Origin of the sequence: Dietzia massiliensis (genome assembly GCF_018390595.1) — a bacterium.
Taxonomy (GTDB): Bacteria; Actinomycetota; Actinomycetes; order Mycobacteriales; family Mycobacteriaceae; genus Dietzia; species Dietzia massiliensis.
This window is the reverse complement of the sequence record NZ_JAHBAV010000025.1, coordinates 21,551-45,490: the sequence shown is the minus strand read 5'-3', so window position 1 is coordinate 45,490 and position 23,940 is coordinate 21,551. Positions and strand designations below refer to the sequence as shown.

Annotated in this window: 18 protein-coding genes and 2 pseudogenes; 14 read left to right on the top strand and 6 right to left on the bottom strand. The window is 64.2% G+C overall.

The window, feature by feature from the left end; all coding sequences use genetic code 11:
- Nucleotides 1-295: 295 nt before the first annotated feature.
- The 4 genes from KHA85_RS08995 (at nt 296) to KHA85_RS08980 (ending at nt 4,575) form a co-directional block, all read left to right on the top strand.
- Nucleotides 296-1,570 (top strand): T3SS (YopN, CesT) and YbjN peptide-binding chaperone 1, encoded by a 1,275-nt coding sequence (locus KHA85_RS08995; RefSeq protein ID WP_213185534.1) that lies wholly within the window; start codon nt 296-298, stop codon nt 1,568-1,570.
- A gap of 155 nt (nt 1,571-1,725) precedes the next feature.
- The gene (locus tag KHA85_RS08990) at nt 1,726-2,544 is read left to right on the top strand and encodes an LEM-3-like GIY-YIG domain-containing protein (protein WP_213185533.1); all 819 of its coding nucleotides are present in this window, start codon (nt 1,726-1,728) and stop codon (nt 2,542-2,544) included.
- Nucleotides 2,545-2,991: 447 nt separating this feature from the next.
- Nucleotides 2,992-4,190, top strand: a protein-coding gene (locus KHA85_RS08985; RefSeq protein ID WP_213185532.1) for an IS3 family transposase whose coding sequence is annotated in 2 segments (ribosomal slippage) — nt 2,992-3,247 and nt 3,247-4,190 — 1,200 coding nt in all. Because the reading frame shifts where the segments join, the coding sequence is not laid out codon by codon here.
- Nucleotides 4,191-4,200: 10 nt separating this feature from the next.
- On the top strand, nt 4,201-4,575 hold the full coding sequence (locus tag KHA85_RS08980) for a DUF5067 domain-containing protein (RefSeq protein WP_308936904.1): 375 nt from the start codon (nt 4,201-4,203) through the stop codon (nt 4,573-4,575).
- 227 nt (nt 4,576-4,802) lie between these two features.
- Here KHA85_RS08980 and KHA85_RS08975 read toward each other — a convergent pair whose 3' ends face one another.
- The 5 genes from KHA85_RS08975 to merA form a co-directional block, all read right to left on the bottom strand.
- A complete protein-coding gene (locus tag KHA85_RS08975) occupies nt 4,803-5,546 on the bottom strand; it encodes an ATP-binding protein (RefSeq protein WP_213185530.1) in 744 nt (247 codons plus the stop codon).
- The gene (istA, locus tag KHA85_RS08970) at nt 5,543-7,117 is read right to left on the bottom strand and encodes an IS21 family transposase (RefSeq protein ID WP_213185529.1); all 1,575 of its coding nucleotides are present in this window, start codon (nt 7,115-7,117) and stop codon (nt 5,543-5,545) included. Before istA ends, KHA85_RS08975 begins: the two co-directional genes overlap by 4 nt.
- 502 nt (nt 7,118-7,619) lie before the next feature.
- A complete protein-coding gene (locus tag KHA85_RS08965) occupies nt 7,620-8,411 on the bottom strand; it encodes a recombinase family protein (RefSeq protein WP_213185528.1) in 792 nt (263 codons plus the stop codon).
- Nucleotides 8,412-8,601: 190 nt separating this feature from the next.
- Entirely contained in the window at nt 8,602-9,198 is a 597-nt protein-coding gene (locus KHA85_RS08960; RefSeq protein WP_182641728.1) for a recombinase family protein, read from the bottom strand.
- A gap of 231 nt (nt 9,199-9,429) precedes the next feature.
- A complete protein-coding gene (gene merA / locus KHA85_RS08955; protein ID WP_213185527.1) occupies nt 9,430-10,830 on the bottom strand; it encodes a mercury(II) reductase in 1,401 nt (466 codons plus the stop codon).
- Nucleotides 10,831-10,935: 105 nt separating this feature from the next.
- On the opposite strand from merA, the gene KHA85_RS08950 reads away from it, so the two are divergent.
- The 10 genes and pseudogenes from KHA85_RS08950 (at nt 10,936) to KHA85_RS08905 (ending at nt 23,208) form a co-directional block, all read left to right on the top strand.
- Nucleotides 10,936-11,325, top strand: a complete 390-nt coding sequence (locus KHA85_RS08950) for a heavy metal-responsive transcriptional regulator (protein ID WP_213185526.1) — start codon at nt 10,936-10,938, stop codon at nt 11,323-11,325.
- A gap of 262 nt (nt 11,326-11,587) precedes the next feature.
- The gene (locus tag KHA85_RS08945; RefSeq protein WP_213185525.1) at nt 11,588-12,022 is read left to right on the top strand and encodes a helix-turn-helix domain-containing protein; all 435 of its coding nucleotides are present in this window, start codon (nt 11,588-11,590) and stop codon (nt 12,020-12,022) included.
- A 63-nt stretch (nt 12,023-12,085) separates the two neighbouring features.
- On the top strand, nt 12,086-12,700 hold the full coding sequence (locus tag KHA85_RS08940; protein WP_213185524.1) for a PIN domain-containing protein: 615 nt from the start codon (nt 12,086-12,088) through the stop codon (nt 12,698-12,700).
- A gap of 88 nt (nt 12,701-12,788) precedes the next feature.
- Nucleotides 12,789-17,728 (top strand): annotated as a pseudogene (locus KHA85_RS08935) (DEAD/DEAH box helicase).
- Nucleotides 17,725-18,645: a restriction endonuclease gene (locus tag KHA85_RS08930; protein WP_213185523.1), complete on the top strand. Its 921-nt coding sequence runs from the start codon at nt 17,725-17,727 to the stop codon at nt 18,643-18,645. The pseudogene KHA85_RS08935 and the gene KHA85_RS08930 overlap by 4 nt, the downstream one beginning before the upstream one ends.
- Nucleotides 18,646-18,717: 72 nt before the next feature.
- A complete protein-coding gene (locus tag KHA85_RS08925) occupies nt 18,718-19,326 on the top strand; it encodes a hypothetical protein (protein ID WP_213185522.1) in 609 nt (202 codons plus the stop codon).
- Between the two features lie 8 nt (nt 19,327-19,334).
- Nucleotides 19,335-20,306 carry an exonuclease domain-containing protein gene (locus KHA85_RS08920; RefSeq protein ID WP_213185521.1) on the top strand — a complete coding sequence of 324 codons (972 nt, stop codon included), beginning with the start codon at nt 19,335-19,337 and terminating at the stop codon, nt 20,304-20,306.
- Between the two features lie 183 nt (nt 20,307-20,489).
- Nucleotides 20,490-22,553 carry a phospholipase D-like domain-containing protein gene (locus tag KHA85_RS08915; protein ID WP_213185520.1) on the top strand — a complete coding sequence of 688 codons (2,064 nt, stop codon included), beginning with the start codon at nt 20,490-20,492 and terminating at the stop codon, nt 22,551-22,553.
- Nucleotides 22,554-22,683: 130 nt separating this feature from the next.
- Nucleotides 22,684-22,929 carry a type II toxin-antitoxin system prevent-host-death family antitoxin gene (locus KHA85_RS08910; RefSeq protein ID WP_213185519.1) on the top strand — a complete coding sequence of 82 codons (246 nt, stop codon included), beginning with the start codon at nt 22,684-22,686 and terminating at the stop codon, nt 22,927-22,929.
- Between the two features lie 21 nt (nt 22,930-22,950).
- Nucleotides 22,951-23,208: a type II toxin-antitoxin system RelE family toxin gene (locus KHA85_RS08905; protein WP_213185518.1), complete on the top strand. Its 258-nt coding sequence runs from the start codon at nt 22,951-22,953 to the stop codon at nt 23,206-23,208.
- Nucleotides 23,209-23,332: 124 nt separating this feature from the next.
- Here the strand turns inward: KHA85_RS08905 and KHA85_RS08900 are convergent.
- Nucleotides 23,333-23,914 (bottom strand): annotated as a pseudogene (locus KHA85_RS08900) (RtcB family protein); the annotation flags it as partial.
- Between the last annotated feature and the right edge of the window lie 26 nt (nt 23,915-23,940).

Sequence of the window (23,940 nt, the reverse complement as noted above, 5' to 3'; positions counted from 1 at the left end):
GGACCCCTACATCTTGTGCCTCACCGCATCACCGGCGAACCCCAGCTACGCACTCCGGATCCGGAAGAGCCCCTTATGTCAAGCTGCGGTTGGACCCCCACTACCGCGACGAGGTATCGGAGGCCATCACGCAGGTGCCAGCGGGTCGGTAGTGAAATCGGTGCGTGCCAATGGAAGGCCGGAGAGACTCGACCCCCTCGGACGTCGGCCGGGTCCAGCTTTTCGGAAAGCCGACGGATCGGGCAAGGATCACTAATCCGGAGAAGTTGTCGTACATGAACTTTACTCTCAGGGCATGAGAGAAGGACCGGGCATCAACGACCTCATCGGCGGAGCATGGGATGAGTACGAGCACCTGCTCGCCACACGGATCAAACAGCTCGAGCGCGGTAGCCATTTCTCCTTTGCGCTCACCGAATCGGACGACGACACGACCCCGTACTTCCAGATCTCGACCTCGAGTGACGGTGAGCATGTCCTCGCAGAGGTATCGAGCAATCAGGTCCTCACCGGCAGGTACCGACTCGAACCCCACCAGATTGGTGACCTACTCCACCTGGGATGGCTTCCGCCGACTCCCCCCATGGACAAAGACCAGATCCCCAACTTCTTCGTCGTCGAGGAGTCAAGCAACCCCGCGGTCGCAACCCTCATCGTGGCGACACTCCGCTCCGTCTTCGGCGTGCCCCATCCGGACTTCCTCGACCCCGCACCTCGAGAGGACGATCTCCACAGTCGAGGATCGGAGCCATTCGATCCGCACGAGGGCGAAGACCCGCTACCCGTCGACGACGCCTTCCACCCACGCGATTTCGACGAATTGCGGTGGGCGCTCTCCCAGGCGATGCGGAATCACTTCGGCGCCTACCGAGCGCCCTCCGAGGACGGGTCCTTCAGCATCCGGGTCGGCACGACCATGATCAAGGTGCGCCCGTACGAGCAAGGCATCATCGAGGTCCTCGGTTTCGTCGTCTCCGGTATGCGGCGGCCTGCTCTCGCGGTCGAGAGGCTGGTGGAACTCAACGCGCAGACCTTCTTCGCCAGATTCGAGATCGTCGGCGACAGCATCATCGCCTCGTGCGACTTCCCGGCGCTTCCTTTCGTCCCCCGCCACCTCTACACGGTGCTGAATTTGCTGAGCTCGACCGTCGACGCGGTGGACGATGAGCTCGCCGAGATGACAGGTGGCGCCACCATGTTCGGCGAGTGGGCCGAGAACCATCGCGACATGGAACCGTCCGACTACGATCCGGATGCCGATGAGGACGCCGAAGACGCCGAGCCCCTGCCCGAAGAACTCCTCGCCCTCATCCACATGGACAACGAAGATTCCACCGAGCTCGACCCTGACCTCGTCGCACGCCTGATGCACTGCGACCAGGCGCTGATCCTCAGGTGTATCAGGTTGTGCGAGGAGCAGATGATCTCGTGGAACGAGTCAGCTCGCTCCGCCGACAACAAAGGCGACGACGATGAGACCGCGGCGTGCCGACACGAGGCCGACGCCTGGGGGGCGACGGTGCCGATCCTCACGAGGGCACTGCACTCGATTGCCTCAGGGACGGAGTGAGCACGAGGCAGACCGTGCCAGGTCAAGCTCCCACCAAGTTGCACGCTCTATGGGGCACCACTCCCCTCACCTCGAAACAGACCAGCCCGGAGTACCACCTAAGCGCCAGAAATCAGTTTTCCGTAGTTGCCGCTTCTGACGTGCACACTGTGCTAATGAACAACTTCACGACGATGGACAGCTTCCCCACCGGTGTATCCGAGAAGCTCGCCTACTACGTGTACGCCCTGGTGGACCCGCGAACAGAACAGATCTTCTACGTCGGCAAAGGGCATGGCGAGAGGATCTTCGCGCACGCTCGTGCGGCGGCGATCAAGCAAGACGAGGGTATGAACGTCAAACTCGACCGCATCCGGGACATTACGAAGTCGGGGAGGTCAGTCGGTGTCTACGTGATCAGGCACGGCATCCCGAGCGAAAAGTTGGCATACGAGATCGAGGCCGCGGTCATCGACACCATGAAGCTCGCCAACATCCTGAGCGACGACGACGCGGCGGAACCGCTGACCAACATCGTCAGCGGCCACCGCAGCGCCCAGGTCGGTCTCATGGACCTGCCGACGCTGGTTTCGGAGTACACCGCACCGCGCGCGCCAGACATCACGGAACCGAGTCTGCTCATCCGGATCTCGCGGTTGTGGACACCGACGATCAGTGAGATCGACGGTGGACAGGGCCTATACGAAGCGACCCGACAGTGGTGGAAGCTCGGAGAGCGCCGCGGCAAGGCCCGCTACGCCTTCGCCGTGAGCAACGGCGTCGTCCGCGCCGTCTACGAGATCGACCAGGATTCCTGGGAAGGCGGAAAGCACCACAAGCGTGAGGAAGAATGGAGAATCGTCTCTGCTGCCGAAGCCGAGCGCTGGCGCTTTTCCGGACGATCCGCTTCGTCGATGGCTTCCTTTGTGGGCACTGATGTGTCGCGGTACTTCACCGCGGGGTCCCAGAACCCCATCCGGTACGTCAACTGCTGAGGAGACCGACTGGACCCTGACCCGATTTCCCGGACATGGGGCTGGTGCGGCACTGCTGCTGATCACGGGGCAAAAACTGAACGAGGTTGCACCACGTGGGTTGCGACGTGCGATTCATCTCTAGTTCAGGCTAGTTCAGGGGAGCGACGCAAGTGCGGCATGATCGTGTCTATGAAAAAACCTTTTGCCTTTCTAGCTCCGCTTACGCTCGCGGTAGCCATCGCACTCGCAGGATGTAGCGGGTCAGATACGTCGGGCGGATTCACCAGCGAAAGCGCCGTTGAGGTTGACGTCCCATAGGCGGAATCTCCTGCGAGCGCGACCTTCCAGGACGGCGTCTTGACGACCCCCGAGGTGACGATCAGTGTCAACGACTATCGCGTCATCCAGCCGGGTGGGGTGTATCAAAGATTTTGGACAACCTCTTGAGGCGAGAGGATCGAGATCATGGCAGCGAGTTCGAGGCGGAAGTTCAGTCCGCAGTTCAAGGCCGAGGCGGTGCAGCTGGTCCTGCAGAGTGACCGCTCGATTGCCGAGGTGGCCGGGGAGTTGGCGATCAACCCGGGCACCCTGGGCAACTGGGTTCAGAAGCACCGGCAGGCCAATCCGGAGCCGGACACGTCGATGAGTCCGGCCGACCACGGCAGGCTGGCCGAGCTCGAGGAGCAGAACCGCAAGCTGAAGATGGAAAATGAGTTCCTAAAAAAAGCCGCGGCCTTCTTCGCCCGGGAGCAGGACGATGCGAGAAGTCAGTCCTGATCGAGGCGGAGAAGGCGAACTTTCCGATCGACTGGATGTGCGCCCAGCTCGGCGTGGCCCGCTCGTCGTTCTACGCGTGGCGCGCCCGCGCCGGGCAGGTTACAGCCACCCAGGCGCGCCGCGAAGCGCTGAAGATGGAGGTCGAGCGCGTTTTCCATAAGCAGCGCGGCACTGCCGGGTGCCGGCGCATCGCTGCCATTCTCAATGACGAGGGGCACCCGGCCTCGGTGGGGCTCGTGGCCGACCTGATGCGCGAGCTCGACCTGGCGGCGATCCAGCGCAAGGCCTACAAACGCACCACCGTCCCGGACGAGAAAGCCCAAGTCTTCGCCGACAAGCTGGGCCGCGACTTCGCCCCGAGCAGTCACCGCCCCGGCACCGCACTGGTCGGCGACATCACCTACCTACGCACCGGCCAGGGGTGGCTGTACCTGGCCACCGTGATCGACCTGGCCACGCGCAAGGTGATCGGGTGGCAGACCGCTGAGCACATGCGCGCCAGCCTGGTCGTCGACGCCCTGGAAATGGCCCGTACGCAGGGCCAAGCCGCCGAAGGGGCAATATTTCACTCCGACCACGGGTCTCAGTACACCTCCGACGAATTCGTCACCTACTGCACCCAGCACGGGTTCGTGCAGTCGATGGGCCGCACCGGGGTGTGCTGGGACAACGCCGCGGCGGAGACGTTCTTCGCCACCCTGAAAAACGAGATGTACCACCAGCAGGTGTTCCATACCCGCGCCCGAGCACGGTTCGCCGTCGCCGAGTACATCGAGGTGTTCTACAACCGTCAAAGACCGCACTCCAGCCTGGGCTACCGCACCCCGGCCCAGGCATGGGCCGACGCCCACAATCCCACCGCCGAGGACCTAACCGAGGCGGCCTGACACACCCGAAATCACCGAGGACCTGTCCACAATCCTTGACACAGCCCAGGGAGCCGAGGGCAATGAGTACGGCGATTCGCCTGTGCTCGCGATTTGGTACAACACTACGAATCTCGGCACCTCCAACAGGGAGGTCTCGCCCGTGACGGAGTTCGTCGTGAGTTTTGAGGTCTACCAAGACAACGACTCGGATCTGGTGAACAAGCTCGGGGTGGGCATGCTGCCCGACCCCGCGTTTCTGGATTCTCAGACCGCAGCCATCAAACCGGGCGGCACCGTGCCAAACGCTGTGGCGTATGAGCTCTCAGACCTGACCACCCCGGTCGAGCTGGCCGCGATCTACGGCGGCGGCGAAGTCGGCCGGATGACCTTCAACCTGAACTAGCCCCGGTGATTCACGGGGGTTGAGGAATCTGGTCCCCTACTGATGTGGCGTCCGGGTGGGGATTTGGGCGTGCGGGGGTGCCGGCTGGCGCTGCCGCATGCCCGTAGGTGAGTATTTGAGGGTTTGGGAGCCGCTGGATATTGAGGTTGGGAGCCACCGTTATTGACTTTGAGAGCCGGTGGCCGATGGGGTGGGAGCCACCGGCTCTCGTGCGCCGGTCCCGGGGGTTAGTTCACGGCGGTGTGTTCTCGCATGTTGAAGGTGCCGGTTTCGATCCAGAGGGTGTTGTGGACGATGCGGTCCATGATGGCGTCGGCGTGGACTCCGGAGCCGAGGCGCTGGTGCCAGTCCTTCTGGGCGTACTGGGTGCAGAACACCGTCGAGGCGTGTCCGTAGCGGCGCTCGAGGAGTTCGAGCAGCATGCTGCGCATGCCCTCGTCGGGCGGGTCGAGTAGCCATTCGTCGAGCACGAGCAGCGTGAAGGCGGCGTACTTCTTCAGGAACGTCGTCTTGCCGTTCGGCTTGTCTTGCGCCAGCGCCCACGTCTCGGCCAGATCCGGCATCCGAATGTAGTGCGCCCGGATTCGGTGGGTGCAGGCCTGCTTGGCCAGAGCGCACCCGAGGTAGGACTTGCCGGAGCCGGTGAAGCCCTGGAAGACGACGTTCTGGTGCCGGTCGATGAACGAGCAGGCACCAAGCTGGGCGATCACGCCCTGGTCCAGGCCGCGCTCGTGGAGCATGTCCAACCGCCGCAGGTCGGCGTTCGGATAGCGCAGGCCGGCTCGCCGGATCAGGCCCTCGACTTTGGCGTGGGTGTACGAGGAGTGGGCCTCGTCGACGACGATCTTGACCTGGTCTTCGAACCCCATTCCCAGCATGAGGGTTTCATCGCGGGCCTCGAACGCCTCCAACAGAGAGGTGGCGCCCATCTCGCGCAGCTTGCGGCGCGTCTCGGGATCGAGCCGGGTCATCGGGCACCTCCTGCGGCGTAGTAGTCGGCTCCACGCACATATCCGCCGGCGTCCTGGGCGGGCCGGTCCTGGCTGGCCCTGCCGGTCGGTGGTGCGGGTTTGTCCTGCCCGGTTTCCAGGATCGGGCGCAGGTGGGCGTACCGCGGAGAGCGGATCGGCCCGGCCAACGCGATCCGGCACGCGGCCTCGACCCGCTCCGCTGAATAGCGGCGGGTCAACCGCAAGACGGCCAGCGCGGGGTTGATGCCCTGCTCGGCGACGGGCACCGATTCGAAAATCCGATCGGTGACGACCAGCGCCGAGGGGCCGACTCGTTCGGCCCATTCACGGACTCTGCTTTGGTCCCACTGCCGGTACTTCGGCCCGGCCGGCAAGTCCGCATCGTGGGTGCGGTAGGCGTTGACTACCGTCTCGGGCAGCAGCACGTGGCTCGAAAGGCGCTGGTGGCCGCGGTGCACCTCCAGCATCGACTCGGTGATGCGCAAGTCGACCTTGGCGCCCACGTGCGGGTACGGCACCGAGTAGTAGTTGCGGGCGAACGACACGTGGCCGTTGCGCCCGACCTTTCGGCCGTAGACCCAGCGACTGATCTCGTACCCGGTGGCCGGCAGTGGTCGCAGCAGGTCCTTTTCCTCCGAGGCGAACACGCTGGCCCGCGAGCCGGCCCGCTTCTGGAACGGCTCGGCGTTGTACGCCTCCAGCTGACCGGAGATCGCGGACTTCAACTCCGCCAGCGTGGCGAACGTCCGCGTCCGCAGGGCGGCGATGACCCAGGTGGCCACGTGCGCGACGGTGTTCTCCACGCTCGGCTTGTCCTTGGGTTTGCGCACCCGGCCCGGCAGGACCGCGGCCGAGTAGTGCGCCGCCATCTCCCGGTAGGCGTCATTGAGGACGATCTCGCCCTCACGGGGATGGGTGATCACGCCGGTCTTGAGATTGTCCGGCACGATCCGCGGGACCGAGCCGCCGAAGAACTCGAACATCGCCACGTGAGCGCGCAGCCAGGTGTCCTGCTTCATGTCCAGGGTGGGTTCGACGAAGGCGTAGCGGGAGAACGGCAGGCACCCAACGAACAGATACACCCGCCTCGCCTCGCCAGTGACGGCATCGGTCAGGTGCATCGTCGGGCCAGACCAGTCCACTTCGACGGTCTGCCCGGCCTTGTGCCCGACCCGAGAGGCCAACCCGGCGACCTGCACGTGCTGCTGGTACTGCTTGCAGAACCGGTCGTAGCCCATCGCCGGGGAGCCCGAACTGGCGCAGAGGTCGGTGTACTCGCCGTGCAGGAGCTTCATCGTCACGCCGACCCGGGCCATCTCCCGATGCACCTCGGCCCAGTCGGGCTCGGCGAACACGCTGTCGTGCTCACCCCGTCCGGGGAACAACAGCGAGTACACCTCGCCGTCCGGTAGGTCTGCGACGTCGTCCCAGCTGAGCTCGGCGGCATCGGCGGCCTCCAGTACTGCCGCGACGCTGTTGCGCGAGATCTGCTGCGAGGCCGCGATCGCCCGCCCGGACAGGCCTTCGGCCCGCAACTGCAAAACGAGTTTCGCCTTGATCTTCCTTACCATTGGGAACTGCTCCTTCCGCCAGGTGCCCGTTACACCCAGCGGGAGGAGCCTAAGAAGGTGGCTCTGAAGCCGAATAACGGTGGCTCCGACGGCGTCCAACGCGTCAAGCCGCCGCTGGCTCCCAGGCCCGATATGACTGGCCCTCAGAAGAGCGAATACTCACGTAGGCGAAATCGAACCCACCGGTACCCGGCAGTAGCAGTCCTCACACTCCATGAATCACCGGGGCTAAACGCCGATCCGAATCCCACCACCCAACGGGGCACTATCCTTATCCAGCGTGGGCTCCCGCAGCCGAGGAACGCGGTGGGGTTGGCGGGCCGCACGTGTCACAAACACTGACACCGCCTTTGAACGGGCGTCGCAATAGACGATCGCCTAACGTGACGGCTTGTGGTCACGCCTGCCTTGGGTTTCGCGCTGCTCAGGACGGCGTCTGGTTGATCCGCACTGTCTCGTACACGTGTAGACCAGGCCTCGTCGCGCAATAGACGGGTTGCCGCTACACGTCAGCCGTCTGCGACTTTGGGCGTTGAAGTGCACGGTAGAGCGTGGAACGGCCCACTCCGAGGTCCCGGGCAATTGCCGTCGGCCCCTCCCCTGCCTCGATGCGGGCGCGGGCCTTGTCGATCTGCTCGGCCGTCAGGACTCGCTTGCGGCCCTTGTACTTGCCCTTCGCCTTGGCGATAGCGATGCCCTCGGCTTGGCGTTCACGGATGATGGCCCGCTCGAACTCGGCGAACGCCCCAAGCAGAGAGAGCATCAGGTCTGCTCGAGGATCCTGGGCGCCGGCGGCGTAGGTGGCCCGTTCGTGGACGAACTCCACGCTCGCACCCTTCGCGGTGATCTCGCCGACGATCTGCTTGAGGTCGACCAACGAACGAGCGAGACGGTCCATCGACGCAACAACCAGCTCGTCACCGTCACGCAGATACCTGATGCACTCAGCGAGCTTCACGCGATCAGCGCGTGAGCGAGCGGATTGCTTTTCGATATAGACCTGATCGCACTCCCCCACCGCCTCGAGCTGGCGCGCCTCGTTCTGATCGGCGGCCGACACCCGCACGTACGCCACCCGCTGCCCGCGCGGACGCGAGGCCCGGCGAGCCGACTTCGGATCCGGCTTCGGTTTCCCCTCGACGATGTTTTCCGAGTCCGTCGACTCGACCCGAAAGTTCCAACCCAACTCGTCCCGCCGACGGAACCGAGTCCGCACGCTCCCGCGGCTGACGATGAGCACCTCCTCGCCACCATCACCCGAACGGTTCAAGAGCGTCCCGATCCGATCAGCCATGAGGAGACCCTTTCGCCCGAATCTGTATCAATAGATACTAGACCCGACGGGAGGACGTTTCATAAAGGCCACATCGACCCCGTGATACAGCGGGGACGGTTGGCGGCATATCGTCCCACACGGGTGTACCGGTAAATCGCGCTGCTCGGTGGCGGCGTTCTAGCGGCGATACCTGACGGCGCCACCTGCATTAAGGCTCGAGCGCCTCGAGGGCTCGGGCGGCTTGCTGGTGGCGGTAGAGGGTGGCGCGGGACCATCCGACCAAGCTGGCCGCTTCGGCGGCGGTGCGGCCCTTTCTTCGGGCGTCCTGGGCGATGTCGAGTTTTTCGGCGATCACTGCGGGATCGACCGGGGGCCGACCGAACCTCGTGCCGTTCTGCTTCGCCGCGGCGATGCCGGCGTTGACGCGTTCAGTGATGAGCTCGCGCTCGTACTCGGCCAGGGTGGCGAGCATGCCCAGCATCAACCGGCCGGAGGTGGTCTCCGGATCGATGCCGTCCGAGAGCGACCGGATCTTCACGCCCTTGTCGCGAAGCAGGTTCACGGTATTGAGGACATCGATCAGGGAGCGGCCGAGGCGGTCAATGCGCCACACCACGACGGTATCGCCGGGCTCGATGTAGTCCATCAGCCGCTTCATCCCCGGGCGCTCGATCGCGGTCCGGCTCCCCGAGGTGACGTCGGAGAAGACGTCGCGCTTCTGAACCCCGGAATCTACGAGTGCATCCAACTGCAACTGCGCGTCCTGACTCGCGGTACTGACGCGGGTGTACCCCAGATGCCTCATGGCCCGATTCTGTCCCATAAACCCCTACCGAGGCCGATCCTGAGACGAATGTCGCCAAGATGACTTAATGAGACACCGGCGGGTGGCCGTAGAGCCAGGAAAACTGCTCAAAAGTGGTCGCCGTCCTGGACGGTGTCGGGTGTCTTGAAAACCTTTACGTTTACAAGGCATCTTCACGGCGTCAGGCGGCCGCCGCGTCAGCCCTCGCCCTTCCCGTTGGGGCTGTGGGTTTCAGGCGCAGCATGACGTCGGCATCTGGTTTCGGAAGAGGCCAGCCACGATGCGCAAGCTTTCGCTCATGGTCAGGTACGGTGCCCAGGTTTCGGCCAGATCGTCGACGGTCATGCCGGCCTTGATGGCGTAGGTGGCCGCCAGCATGATTTCCCCGGCCCCGTCCGCCAGGGCGTGCACGCCCAGAATCTTGCCACTCATGGCGTCGGCGACGAGCTTCACCGCGCCGCGGGTGTCGTGCTGGACGAGCGCCCGGGGGACATCGGACAGGTCCAGGACGCGGCAGTCGCACGCGTGCCCTCGGGCGAGGGCCTCGTCCTGGGTCAACCCCGCCGAAGCCAGCTGGGGCCGGGTGAATACGACCGCAGGAAATCCGGCGTAGTCGACCCGAGCTGCTGGCGGGTCTCTGTCCTCGGTTAGGGCGTTGAGCGCGGCGGCCCGACCGCTGGCAGCGGCGGCGTAGACGTACTGAGGAGCCCCCGAGACGTCACCGGCGGCCCAGATGCGCGGGTTGGAGGTGCGCTGGGTCTGGTCGACCACGACAAAGCCGCGATCGTCCACGTCCACACCGGCAGCGACCAGGTTCAGGCCGTCGGTGCGGGCCATGCGTCCGGTGGCCACCAGGACCCGCGCGCCGCGCACCTGTTCGCCCGACTCCGTGGTCACCACAACCTCTCCGGCGGGGCCTGGCTCGCGGGCCACCGTGGCCGCGTGCTCTTCGACCACGGTGATGCCGTCGTCTAGGAAGACCTCCCGAAGTCTCTGGGCCAGCTCCGGCTCGGCCTGCGGCGCCAGACGCCCGACCACAGAGACCCGGGTACCGAGGTGGGCAAACAACTGGGCCTGCTCCATCCCGACGTACCCGCCACCGATGACGACGAGGGACTCGGGCAGCTCGGTCAACTGCATCGCGGTGGTGGAGGTCAGCCGGGCCACAGAGTCGAGGCCGGCCACGTCCGGGATGGCGGGAGTGGCGCCGGTGGCGACCAGATAGGCCCGGGCCCGCAGCGCCTGGCCGTCGACGGCCAGGGTCTCCCTGTCCAGGAAGGCGGCCTGGCCAGAAAGGACCTCGAAGCCGTAGGCGGCGGCCACATCGGCGTACTTCGCATCACGCAGGCGCTCGATAAGTGAGTCCTTCTGGGCCACCAGATCCCCGAGGTTCACCGGTGCGGCTGACGTTGGGGCACCTTTGAAGGGATTGGTGAGCGCGGCGTGCCGGGCCCCGGCGGCCGCCAGGAGCGTCTTGGACGGCACGCAGCCGATGTTCACGCACGTCCCGCCGAGAACACCGCGCTCAACCAGCACGACACTCCTGCCGGCCTGACTGGCCGCGATAGCGGCTGACATCGCCGCGCCTCCTGAGCCGATCACGGCCAGATCGACGTCGTAGTCCACACCCATTTCCGCCCCTTCCTTCGCGTGCCCAATCTTCAGCGCCCATAGTGGACGTTCCAGCGCAGGGGAAGGTCAAGGAGAACATGGACGAGAGCCGAGATAGGGGCCACTGTGCGCATCGGTGAGCTGGCCGTGGCCAGCGGAACCACAACCAAGACGCTGCGCTTCTACGAAGAAGCCGGCCTGCTACCTGCGCCTGCGCGCACCACCAATGGATACCGCGACTACACCCCTGCGGCCCTGGCGCGCCTGGACTTCATTCGCCGCGGCCGCACCGCTGGGCTCACCCTGGCCCAGATCCGCGAGATCCTCGACATCCGCGACGCCGGAGTCGCACCCTGCCAGCACGTGCACGCCCTACTCGAAGCCCACCTGGGCGACCTGGACCGCCAAATCGCCGACCTGCAAGCACTACGACACACAGTCGCGCACCTTCACCACAGCGCCACCACAAGCGATCCCACCAATTGCGACGCCACGACCGTCTGCCGCTATCTGTGACCAGACCAGTGCTCGCGTGTATCGCCATCAGCGGATATCGCCACAGAGCGTCGACAGATCCCCGCCGTATAACGGCGAAAGACACACGCTGATTGCAGATCCCCCGCTGTCCCGCACGGGTGTACCCCAAAGGGACGCATCTGCTCGTAGCCCTGTGTGCAAACTTCGTGCAATATGGGCACTATTGCACTTATAAGTGCAACTGCGTACCGTGGAGCGCACATCCAGTACACGACCCCCAGAGTCGCCGAGGAGGGACGCCATGACGATCACGATTGCAGCCACCAACGAGGTCTTGCTCTCTGCGGACGAGCAGTCTGCCGCTCGCGACTTCGTGCAATCACTCGGTGGGCAGCCCGTCCAGATTGGTACCGGTCAGGACTCCGAACTTCCTGTCGAGGTGGCGAGAGTTTTCGAGTTGGTGCTCGAAGCGATGGCAGAGGGCCGCCCGGTCTCGATCGCGGCCATGCCCGAGAACCTCACCACCACCGCAGCCGCCGGTCTGCTGGGTCTTTCGCGACCAACATTGATGAAACTGGTCCGCGAAGGACGTATCCCCGCCCACAAAGTGGGCTCGCACCATCGACTGCGTAGCGCTGACGTTCTGGCACTAAAGGATGAGCTACGTCTGGAACGCCAGCAGGCCGTCTTCGACGTCATGGACCTGGAAGACGAGCTCGCCAGCAACAACCCCTGACCCCTGCCCAGCGACACCCTGCGGGCACCCTCGGTGTCGCCGGGCACTTATAGGGTGACGGTCATGGCGATCGTGCGACCTCACTCGGTTCTTCCCGACGCGAACATCTGGTGCTCCGCCACACTTCACTCCTGGTTCGGCCTCATCGCTACCGAAACCATCGGCTCATGGACCTTTCACTGGACCGAGGACATCCTCGCCGAAGCGGTGTACCACCGCCGAAAACGATTCCCCCGTGCCTCGTCTCAGCAGATCGAAGCGCTCCGGGATCGATTGATGGCCTCCATGGGCGAGAACCGCATCAGCAGTTTCCCTATCGACGAGTCGGTCACCTACCCGGACGAGTACGACGCTCACGTCCACAGCGCCGCCATCCATGAAGGCATCGCCATCATCGTCACCAACGACCGCACAGGTCTCACCGGCCTGTACCCCGACCCTGACGAATGCCCCTATGAGGTGCACACCGCTGACGAGTTCCTCACCCTCGTCGCCGACAGTGCCCCCCAGGTGGTCGACGCCGTCATCACCGCCCAGCTCATCCACTGGACAGGCAAAGGCCACAGCTTCTCCTTGCCCGACAAGCTCAGGCAAGCCCAGGCGCCCCACTTCGCCGAGTACGTCAGAGCCCGACTACAAACGATCCCCCTGCCCAGCTCGGCCCCGAAGCGGAGCTGAGCTGCTGAGATGGCTGGAACATAGATCCAGTCGTTAAAGAGCCCCATCCGACGGATACCAGTGAACATCGTCTTGTAAGACTGTCGTCATGGCTTCTGTGCATGAGGTGATCGAGGCGTTCCGTCAGGCTCCGACGAACGTGGAGCGGGGAACGAAGTTCGAGCAGCTCATGGTGCGCTACTTCGAACTCGACCCGATGTTGTCGCAGCAGTACGACAAGGTCTGGCGGTGGATCGACTGGCCAGGCCGGGACGGCAAGCCCGATACCGGGATCGACCTGGTAGCCCGCGAACGCGACACCGGTGAGTACACCGCCATCCAGTGCAAGTTCTACGAGCCAAATCACTATCTGCAGAAGGTCGATCTGGACTCGTTTTTCACTGCTTCGGGCAAGTCCCCGTTCACCAACCGGGTCATCATCTCCACGACCAACAAGTGGGGCAAGCACGCCGAGGACGCCCTCGACGGGCAGACCATCCCGGTCCAGCGGATCTCGCTCGAGGACCTCGCCCAGTCGGCGATCGATTGGGACATCGCCTGGCCCCAGGGCGAACTCCAAGTCAACCTAGCCCCGTCTACTACACGCTGCGCCCGCATCAGCAGGAAGCTCTGGAGGCGGTGTTCCGCGGCTTCGCTGAGGGCAATGACCGGGGCAAGCTCATCATGGCGTGCGGCACCGGTAAGACTTTCACGTCGTTGAAGATCGCCGAAAAGCTCACCCAGGACAACGGCGGCAAGGCCCGGATCCTGTTCGCCGTCCCCTCTATCTCACTGCTGTCGCAGACCCTGCGGGAGTGGACCGCCCGCTCCGAGCTCGACATACGGGCGTTCGCGGTGTGCTCGGACACCAAGGTCTCTCGTGCAGCGGAGGACTACGACACCTCCGATGTGGCCATTCCTGTCACCACCAGCCCAGAGCAACTCGCGGAGAAGATGAGTTACCGCAAGCGGGCAGCGGGGATGACGGTGGTATTCACCACCTACCAATCACTGCCCGCGGTCTCCAAAGCCCAAGGCCTTGGTGTGGACCCGTTCGATCTGGTGATCTGCGACGAAGCTCACCGAACCACCGGTGTCACCCTCGCCGGTGAAGATCCCTCAAACTTTGTTGCGGTGCATGACGCGGAATTCCTCAAGTCCAGCCGGCGCCTGTACATGACTGCCACCCCGCGGCTGTTCAATGATGAGACCAAGGGCAAGGCAGAGGAGCACTCCGCGGAGATCGCCTCCATGAATGACCTAGAGACGTACGGTCCCGAGTTCCATCGGCTCTCGTTCGGCGAGGCCGTCGAGCGGGGTCTGCTCACCGACTACAAGGTCCTGGTCCTGACGGTGGACGAATCAGTCATGGCCAGCCGGCTTCAATCCGATCTGGCCGATGCCGGTGAGCTCAAACTCGATGACGCCTCCAAGCTGGTCGGCTGCTGGAACGGACTGGCCAAACGAGCCGGCAGCTCCCCCACCGGGGAAGGCTTCGCCCCCGGCGAGCCGCCAATGCGCCGAGCCGTCGCCTTTACCCGCGACATCAAGTCCTCCAAGCAGGTCGCCGAGATGCTGCCCCGGGTCGTGGAGTCCTACCAAGACCTCCTACGTGATGCCGAGGACGACGGCGCCGATGTCTCCGACACCAACCGGTCCCTGAACTGCTCGGTGCACCACGTCGACGGCACCTTCAACGCCCTCAAGCGCAACGAGGAGCTGACCTGGCTCAAGGCCGAACCAGATGCCAATGAGTGCCGCATCCTGACCAACGCCCGCTGCCTGTCCGAAGGCGTAGACGTACCCGCCCTGGACGCGGTGCTGTTCCTGCATCCCCGCAACTCCGTGGTCGACGTGGTGCAGTCTGTCGGTCGCGTAATGCGCAAATCACCAGGCAAGGACTACGGCTACATCATCCTGCCCGTCGCCGTACCCGAAGGCGTCAAGCCGTCGGAGGCACTGAATGACAACCGGCGATTCAAGACCGTGTGGCAGGTCCTCAACGCCCTGCGAGCCCACGATGACCGGTTTAACGCGATGGTCAACTCCATCGCCCTGAACTCCAAGACCCGGAACAAGACCGGCCAGGGCGTCGACCAGCTCCTCGGCGGACACATCGGCCCCACCGACGAGTCCACCAGCAGCGGAGACTCCCCCAATGACACCGACGCCGACAGCTCGGGCGATGCCGAGCAGACCAAGCAAATGGCATTGTTCTCGCTGTCTGAGTGGACTGAGGCGATCTACACCAAGATCGTCGACAAGGTCGGCACCCGCACTTACTGGGAAGACTGGGCCGCCGATGTCGCCGACATTGCCGCCGCTCAGATCACCCGCATCAACGCGACCCTCGCCGCTGCCGGCCCCGAACTGGCGCAGGGGTTCGACGACTTCGTCGACGGCCTGCGGGCAAACCTGAACGAGTCGATCGGCCGCGACGACGCGATCAGCATGCTCTCCCAGCACCTGATCACCAAACCCGTCTTCGACGCCCTATTTGAGGGCCACGACTTCGCCGCCCAGAACCCGGTCTCCAAGGTCATGCAGACCATGGTCGACCAACTCGCCAGCGCCAACCTCGACGCGGAGACCGCCAGGCTCGACTCCTTCTACGACTCCGTCCGCGTCCGCGCCTCCGAGGTCAACTCCGCTGAAGGCAAACAGCAGGTCATCGCCGAACTCTACGAGCGGTTCTTCAAGCTCGGATTCGCCAAGCAGGCCGACGCCCTCGGCATCGTTTACACCCCAGTGGAGATTGTCGACTTCATCCTCCGCGCCGCCGACCAAGCTCTCCGCGAGACCTTCAGTCGCGGCCTGACCGACCAAGACGTGCACGTCCTCGACGGCTTCACTGGCACCGGCACCTTCATCACCCGACTGCTCCAGTCCGGGCTCATCCAACCTGCTGACCTGGCGCGGAAGTACGCGGGGGAGATCCACGCCAACGAGATTATGCTGCTGGCCTACTACATCGCCGCGGTGAACATCGAGACCACCTATCACTCCATCGCCGGTCACACCGACACAAGCGACTACGAGCCCTTCCCCGGGATTGTGCTCGCTGACACCTTCCAGATCCATGAGCACGGTGACGAGCTCGACCTCAGGATCTTCCCCGCGAACAACGAGCGCATCACCCGCCAGCTTGCAACCCCGATCAACGTCATCGTCGGCAACCCCCCGTACTCGGTCGGGCAGGGGTCGGCGAACGACCTCAACGCCAACGTCAAGTACCCGCACCTCGACGCCCGGATCGCAGAGACCTACGCGGCCCGCTCCACCGGGACTAACAAAAACAGCCTCTACGACTCCTACCTCCGAGCTTTCCGCTGGGCCACCGACCGAATCGGAGACACCGGCGTCGTGGCCTTCGTCTCCAACGGTGGCTGGATCGACGGCAACACCGCCGACGGCATTCGCCTCACTCTTGCCGACGAGTACAGCTACGTCTACGTCTTCAATCTCCGGGGTAATCAGCGCACTGCAGGCGAGCTTTCCCGCAAGGAGGGAGGGAAGGTGTTCGGTGCGGGAAGCCGTAACACCGTGGCCATCTTTATTGGAGTGAAAGACCCCGCTCATATCGGCCCGTGTCAGATCCGCTACCGCGACATCGGTGACTACCTCAGCCGCGAGGACAAGCTCCACGTCGTAGCCGACTCCGATCTCAGCAGCATCGACTGGACACCGATAACCCCTAACAGCTACGGAGACTGGGTCGGCCAGCGGAGCGATGAGTTTTCTACCTGGCCGATACTGGGAAGCCGGGGAAGGGGCGCGGAGCCAGAGTTCCGGGTGTTCCAGCGGTACTCACTGGGGCTGGGAACGGCGAGAGACGCGTGGGTGTACAACTTCTCCGCGCGCAAGCTTGAGGCCAACGTCCGCCGACTCATCGACAACTACAACCACGAGCTGCGCGAGTTCGACCAGTACTGCACTGAGCAGGGCATCATCAAGCGCACTGAAGCCACCGTCACCGCTTTTCTCGACGCTCGCCCGGCTGCCGCCGACCCGTCCTACATCAAATGGTCCCGTAGTCTGCGCACGCACACGGCCCGCGGAACGCGTGCACAATTTTCCCCCGCTCAGGTAGTAACCAGCACCTACCGTCCGTTCCAGCGGTCCTACGCGTACTTCGATCGAATCCTTAACCACGAACGTGGTCAGACACCGTCGATGTTCCCGACCCCCCACCACACCAACATCGGTTTCTACCAAGTAGGAAATGGCTCGGCCGTTCCGTTCAGTGTCCTGATGCTCAGAACCCTGCCGGACCTGCATGTCACCGGAGCCGGTAGTGGCGGTCAGTTCTTCCCCCGGTGGACCTATAAGAAGGTCGATGCGACAGATGGCGGGTTCAACTTCGCCGACCACACCGAGGTCGACGAGTACGGGTATCGCCGGGTCGACAACATCACCGATGAGATCCTCGCGATCTACCGCGAGGCTGTCGGCCCTCAGGTGAGCAAGGACGACATCTTCTACTACGTGTACGGCCAGTTGCATGACCCGTACTACCGAATTGACTATGCCGCTGACCTGAAGAAGATGCTGCCGCACATTCCGACCCCGCAGACCCGGGACCGGTTCGAGACGGTCACGCGTGTGGGCCGAATGCTCGCAGACCTGCACATGAACTACGAGAAGGTCGAGCCGTACCCCGTGAAGGTCGAACTCAGAAAGGGCGCTTCCGCCGAGGACCGCGAGACCTGGCGGGTGTCGAAGATGAAGTGGGGCCGCATCCGCGATGAGGAGACCGGCAAGCTCGTCAACGACCCGACCACGATCATCTACAACTCGAAGGTGACGATCACCGGCATCCCACCCGAGGCCGACGACTACATGCTCGGCTCCCGCTCCGCGCTTGGCTGGGTCATCGATCGGTGGCAGGTCAAGACCGACAAACCCTCCGGCATCGTCAACGACCCCAACGACTGGTGCGACGAGATCGGCGATCCGAAGTACATCGTCGACTTGATCGCCAGAGTCACCACCGTGGCCACCGAAACCAACTGGCTCGTCGCAAGCCTCACCACCGAGGACTCCCAGTGACGATCCCGGACTATCAGACCCTGATGCGGCCGGTCCTCGAGTACCTCGCCGACGGAGGCGAGCATCGGTTGCGCGACCTCAAAGAAGCGATGGCCGACCAGTTCAACCTGACCGCCGAAGAGCGGGCCCAGATGACCCCTTCGGGGCGCTCACGTCTGATCTACAACCGGGTTGGCTGGGCCACCTCCTACCTGGCCCAGGCAGGGCTCATCCACCGCCCACGGCGCGGCTACTCGGTCATCACCGCCGAGGGGCGCCGTGTCCTCGCAGAACACCCCGACCGTGTCGACCTGACCGTGCTCGAACAGTTCGAACCCTTCCGAGCCTTCCGCGACCGAGCCCGGAACCGAGACGGCAACAAGACACCGCAACCCCCGGTGGACCTGGACGATTCGATCGCCACCCCACAAGACCTCATCGACGCCGCGGTCCTGGAAAACCAGGCCACCCTGGAAACCGAACTCCTCGACCGAGCGCTCACCCTGTCCCCCACCGGGTTCGAAGACCTCGTGATCCGCCTGCTGGAGAAAATGGGCTACGGCCGGGCGGGCAACGTGGAGCGCACCAGCGCCAGCGGAGACGCCGGCGTCGACGGCATCATCAGCCAAGACCCCCTCGGACTGGACCGCATTTACGTCCAAGCCAAGCGCTACGCCCTCGACCGCACCGTCGACCGCCCACGCATCCACGAATTCGCCGGCGCCCTCCTAGGCAAACAAGGCGACCGAGGCGTCTTCATCACAACCTCGTCGTTCACCCGCGGCGCCCTACTGGAAGCCGAGCGAATCAACGCCCGCATCGAACTCATCGACGGAGCTCGACTGGCCCGCCTGCTGGTCCAGTACGGCGTCGGAGTGCAGGAATCGCACACCGTCGTGCTGCATCGCATCGACGAGGACTTCTTCGAAGAAATTTAGAAACCCGCCATCGCGGATGCACTGAGCGGTAAATTCCCATGTGAACACCCCTCCGGAACCTCAAGGGGACACATGGACTACCTCCCGCCCGTGGCGTGCGTCGAGCTGACGGCAGACCGCTTCTACGTCTGCCTCATCGACGTCAACGGCGCCGCTGACTTGCCCCGCCAGCTCGGCGGCTGGACGGTTGAACGCAACGACCGCGAGCTTCTCCGGGCGCTTCTTGGGGGCCGGCTCGTCGTCAAGACGACGGACGACCCGATGCCCGAAGTGGACCAGGCGGAGATCGCCGGGTACTTCACCGTGGAAGACGCAATCGGCAGGGTTGAGGCTGAGATCGCCGAGCTGAAGAACCGGTTCACCGCGGTTCTCGAATCGCCTGAGCGGCAAGGACTGGGCGCCCTGACCGAACCACGCTGGCCCGACCTGGCATCGCTCACCACCCGGACCCCTAACCCGCAGGCCTCACGGGAAGGCCAGGGGCGCGCAGCTTTCGCTCTCGGAGTCACCGTCAAAGACCTGGCCACCGGGTGGGGCAAGCTGGAATCGATTCGTCTCACAGCGGCCTACCCACTGCCTCGAGACCCAGGATTGCCGAAGAGTCATCCTCGACAGTTCAGGTACTACCTCAACGATGATTCCAGTCCGACTGCTCGGCCTCTGCCGGTGGGTGGCCGATGAGCTCCGAGATGACATTCGTCGCCTTCGACACCGAAACTGCCAACTCCAGCCGTGCCAGCATCTGCTCGCTTGGCGCGACAGTGGTCACCAACGGCGTCGTCACCGACGAACGTAGCTGGCTGATCCGTCCCCCCGAGGGACACGACGAGTTCTTTGCCCGCAATGTGTCCATCCACGGCATCACCCCGGAGATGGTCCAGCACAAGCCCCGGTTCGGTGAACTGTGGCCCGAAATCTCGCAGTACCTCGACGGGCACACCGTCGTGGCGCACAACGCCTCCTTCGACACCAGCGTGGTGCGCTACGCATGCGAGACCTCTGGACACCCGTGGCCGGAGTGGACCTACGGCTGCACACTCGTCATGGCCCGGCAGGCCTTGGACCTGGTGTCCTACCGACTGCCGATCGTGGCTTCTCACCTGGGCGTGCCGCTTGAGCGCCATCACGACGCCGCGGCGGATGCCCGCGCGTGCGCCGGTGTCCTGCTCGCGCTCGCCGACCGCAACGAGTGTGCAGACCTGACGCACCTGACCGCCGCGCTGACGGTGAACCTCGGTCGTCTCTTTGCCGGCGGCTGGGACCCGTGCAGGCAGACTCGCGCTCTCCGCTCCCCCAGTCACGCTGCTCGCGGCCCATTAGTCATTCCCGAGGCGTCTATCGACGCCGATCCCGGGCATCCTCTCTACGGTCAGGTTGTGGTCTTCACTGGAGGTCTGGGCAGCATGACCAGGCAAGACGCCTGTGACGCGGTCGCAAACGTCGGAGCCACACCCGCCAAGGGGTTGACGCGAAAGACCACCGTGTTGGTGATCGGCGATGGATTCCGCGGCGACGACCTCGCGGAATTTCAGACCGGCAAAGCCCGCAAAGCCCTCGAACTGCGAGCCAAGGGACAGCCGATCGAAGTCGTGACCGAGGACGAACTGCTCGAACTCCTGACCATCGAGCGCAACACCTCCGCATCAGTTCGGGCCGTATGACCAGGACTTGCCTGGCTTAACCACGCAGGCGCAGCCAGGCGATCCCTTCGGGGCTTCCGCCTACGCGTGGAAGTGCCGATAATGTGTGTTCCGTAAAGTGTGCAGGTCAGCTGGGTTAGGCGATCTCAAAGGCCGATACAGTGACCGACGCGTTAGCCGCTGAGACGTTTACCATCGGCAGGCATGGCCCCTGCCACGACTGCCCGCAACCAGCTGCACGTCTCAGTGCTCACGCCGGCTCACAAGGCGGTGGCGTTTTTCACCGGCGACGACACGGTGGATCTGGACGATGTCGACTGGCTTCTTCCCCAGGGGTGCGCCCCCGGTGATGAGATCTTCCACGTCACCGGATCGGCGAGGCCGGCCATCGTCGAATGGGACCACATCATCGACGGGCCGCACAGCCCAGACGGGCTCGATTTCGAGAGCATCGAGTTCTACCCGGACGGTGTCTCGGTAGCCGCAGTCGAGCGTCGGCTTGGATATCCGCTGCCGTCTCTGCCAGGCACGATCGATCCCGACCTGGCAGACAAGGTCCGGGCAGCGGTCCGGGCCGAAGCCGAATCCCCGACCTCGTGGCGGGAGCTGAGCGATGCGCGGTGCGCCCAGCTCACCGTGGTCTCCGAGGAATATTCGGCCTACGGCTGCCCGGTGTGCGAGCGCACCGAGCTAGACCTGGAACGGCACATTATGGAGCACTCAGACGACGTGTTCAGTGAAATCGCAGTCTGTCGGGACTGCCACGACCGTCTCCACTCCCCTGTCGAACCGCAGCTAGCCGACTTGCTGGGGGAAGGCCGGCCACCGTGTCCCTCCTGTTCAGCGGAACACACGGTACGGGTGCTGTGGGGGTTTCCCCCCGGCCCGCCTCCGCCCGGGTACGAAACGGCCGGCTGCGCCATCTTCGGCGTGACGCACGAGTTCCGGTGCGGCGATTGCGGGCTGTCTTGGACCGAGGACGACTCTCACTACCCGCGGGTGCCAGCCCCGACCGGCGACATACTGGTCCGGGCACGGATTGCGGGCACCGTCATGCGCCCTGAGCTCGAGCATCCACGGCTGCGGCAAAACGGGCGACTGGTCATCGGACGGTACGCGGGACCGCCGGATCACGGTGTCGACCCGGCCTGGGAGTCGGACGGCAAGACCTGCGTAATGCTCGGTGAGGACGGCCGGATCTACAACGTGGACCCGACGTCGATACGAAGCACCGAACCCCGCGACCGGCTTGATGAGCTCCAGGAGACCACCGTGATCGTTGACCACGTCGAACCCGAACTGCTCGAGGCCTTGGACTCCGACAATGGGCAGGTCACACTGGCCAGCCCCTACCTGTCCGAGCCGGTAGCGCTGCGCCTGGCCGAACTCGCCGAACGCTCGAGGCACGAGTGGTACCTGCTCACCTGTCTCGATCCTCGAGCCGCGGCCAACCACTACCTGTCCATCGCGGGGTTGACCAGGCTGTTCGAAGCGGGAGTGATGATCCAACACTGCCCCCAGCTCCACGCCAAGGCCTACGTGGTGGGTACCTCGTTCGCCATCATCGGGTCGGCCAACCTCACCGGCGCCGGCCTGGGCTCCGCCCAGGCTTCCAACTTGGAGTTGTCGGTGACCGTTCCCCGCCCTGACGTGCCCCGGGTGCAGAGCATCCTGGATCAGTGGTGGGACGAGGGCTTTGAGGTCGGGCAGGATGACATCGACCGTCTTGAGCGCCAGGCGGCCGCGTTGCCGCCCGACCCACGTCCCGGCCCACCTGCGCCCCGCCCCGCTAATGACCTGGACGCTGTCGTAGATCAACTGCTCAACGAGGCCCGCCAAGACAACGTCGGGCTGTGGATCAAAATGCTCGACGGCACTCCGGATCCGGATGACTGGATCTCTGGTGGATGGTTCTCCTCCAGCAGAAGACCATCTTGCGAACCCGGCGACCTGGTCCTTCTCTACTCCAAGAAGGAACACGGATGCGTCGCCGTGGTGGAGATCGCCCAAAGCGCTGAGCAGGACCCAAATCTAGTGTCCGACCACCAGGGAGAAGAAGCCGGCCGGCGATGGCCCTGGGTGAACCATGCTCTGCCTCGGTTCATGCCCTACGACCCCGTCGCGGTCACCGCTCGAGACCTGGACATCAAGCCCCAACGACTGCAGGGAGGGCCGAAAAAGCTCCAGATCGATGAGTTTGAAACTGGGGTACGGGCGCTCGCAGCAGGCTGTCAGATCACTGACACCAACGGCGGGTTCGTCGGATAAGCAGACCGGCGCTTCGCCGATAAGTCGGATTACGTCAAACCCACAGGGTAGACGTCTCGAAGCAGACTCGGCGCCCATGTCGCGCGCAGGCCACTAGACCGCTAATTGTACAAGATGTACTATTAGCGGAATGGTCACCACGACGCTTAGCAACTTCCGCGCCAATCAGAGCGAGCTACTCGATGCCGCACAGCGGGCGCCGGTGGAGATCCTTAGCCGGGGCAGCCGTCGTCGCGCCGTTGTCGTCTCGCCGGAGTTCTTCGATCGCGCCCTACAGGCCCTGGAGGATCAGGCCGACGTGGAAGCCGCGGCTCCCGCTCGCCGCGAGGACGACAGCATCTCCCACGAAGACCTCATGTCGGAACTGGGCCTGTAGACCAGCGCCCCCGCTTGTCTGATGCCCTATTCGATCTCCTATAAGCCCTCGGCTGCCAAAGCCCTGCGCGAAATTCATCCCACCGAGCAGAAGCGAATCGTCCGGGCGATCGAGGCGCTGGCCGTGACACCGCGACCGTCCGGAGCGATCCAATTCGCCGGAGGTGACGGCGAACTCCGCATCCGCGTCGGTGGCTATCGCGTCATTTATGACATCGAAGACGATGCCCTCGTTGTGCTCGTACTACGCATCGGCCACCGCGGAGACGTCTACAAGTGACCTCATCCCCACCGAGCCGGTTCCGGCTACGTGGGGCGCACTACCCCGCCGGCACCGATAAGGCGCGCTCCACGAAGAAGCGGATAACGCACTTTCCCATCAGAACATTGCCTCCGGACTCCCTCTACGTCCCCTTGAGGTTCATCACCTGCCGCAGGGTGTGCACGATTTCGACGAGGTCGTCGGCGTCCTCCATCACCCGGTCGATGTCCTTGTAGGCGGCGGGGATCTCGTCGACCCACGCCTCGCCGGGCCGGTAGACAATTCCCTGCATCGCCGCGTCGAGGTCGGCTGCGGTGAACTGCTTCTTGGCCTGTGTCCGCGACATCCGACGACCGGCACCGTGCGGCGCGGAGAACAGCCCGTCCGCGTTCCCCTTGCCTCGGACGATGTACGACCGGGTGCCCATCGATCCCGGGATGCATCCCATACGGCCCTCGGTCGCGTCGATGGCTCCCTTGCGCGTGAGCCACACTTCCCTTCCGTCGAGCTCGATCTTCTCGGTGTAGTTGTGGTGGCAGTTCACGCGTTCCGATTCGCCGGCGTCGTCGTCGCGGAAGATCCGGGCCAGTTCCGTGAGGAATCGATCCATCATCTCGTCACGGTTGAGCCGCGCGAAACGCTGCGCCCACCGCAGCTCGCCGAGGTACTGCGAGAACTCGGCAGTGCCCTGCTTCACGTACGCATGGTCTCGATCCTCGAGCTGGACGCCCCGCTGGCAGATAGGGCTTG

What these genes read in the sequence shown, in the direction of transcription:
- KHA85_RS08995 (WP_213185534.1), top strand. Translation starts at nt 296, where the DNA reads ATGAGAGAAGGACCGGGCATCAACGACCTCATCGGCGGAGCATGGGAT.
- KHA85_RS08990 (WP_213185533.1), top strand. Translation starts at nt 1,726, where the DNA reads ATGAACAACTTCACGACGATGGACAGCTTCCCCACCGGTGTATCCGAG.
- KHA85_RS08975 (WP_213185530.1), bottom strand. Translation starts at nt 5,546, where the DNA reads ATGACCCGGCTCGATCCCGAGACGCGCCGCAAGCTGCGCGAGATGGGC.
- istA (WP_213185529.1), bottom strand. Translation starts at nt 7,117, where the DNA reads ATGGTAAGGAAGATCAAGGCGAAACTCGTTTTGCAGTTGCGGGCCGAA.
- KHA85_RS08965 (WP_213185528.1), bottom strand. Translation starts at nt 8,411, where the DNA reads ATGGCTGATCGGATCGGGACGCTCTTGAACCGTTCGGGTGATGGTGGC.
- KHA85_RS08960 (WP_182641728.1), bottom strand. Translation starts at nt 9,198, where the DNA reads ATGAGGCATCTGGGGTACACCCGCGTCAGTACCGCGAGTCAGGACGCG.
- merA (WP_213185527.1), bottom strand. Translation starts at nt 10,830, where the DNA reads ATGGGTGTGGACTACGACGTCGATCTGGCCGTGATCGGCTCAGGAGGC.
- KHA85_RS08945 (WP_213185525.1), top strand. Translation starts at nt 11,588, where the DNA reads ATGACGATCACGATTGCAGCCACCAACGAGGTCTTGCTCTCTGCGGAC.
- KHA85_RS08940 (WP_213185524.1), top strand. Translation starts at nt 12,086, where the DNA reads ATGGCGATCGTGCGACCTCACTCGGTTCTTCCCGACGCGAACATCTGG.
- KHA85_RS08925 (WP_213185522.1), top strand. Translation starts at nt 18,718, where the DNA reads ATGGACTACCTCCCGCCCGTGGCGTGCGTCGAGCTGACGGCAGACCGC.
- KHA85_RS08920 (WP_213185521.1), top strand. Translation starts at nt 19,335, where the DNA reads ATGACATTCGTCGCCTTCGACACCGAAACTGCCAACTCCAGCCGTGCC.
- KHA85_RS08915 (WP_213185520.1), top strand. Translation starts at nt 20,490, where the DNA reads ATGGCCCCTGCCACGACTGCCCGCAACCAGCTGCACGTCTCAGTGCTC.
- KHA85_RS08910 (WP_213185519.1), top strand. Translation starts at nt 22,684, where the DNA reads ATGGTCACCACGACGCTTAGCAACTTCCGCGCCAATCAGAGCGAGCTA.
- KHA85_RS08905 (WP_213185518.1), top strand. Translation starts at nt 22,951, where the DNA reads ATGCCCTATTCGATCTCCTATAAGCCCTCGGCTGCCAAAGCCCTGCGC.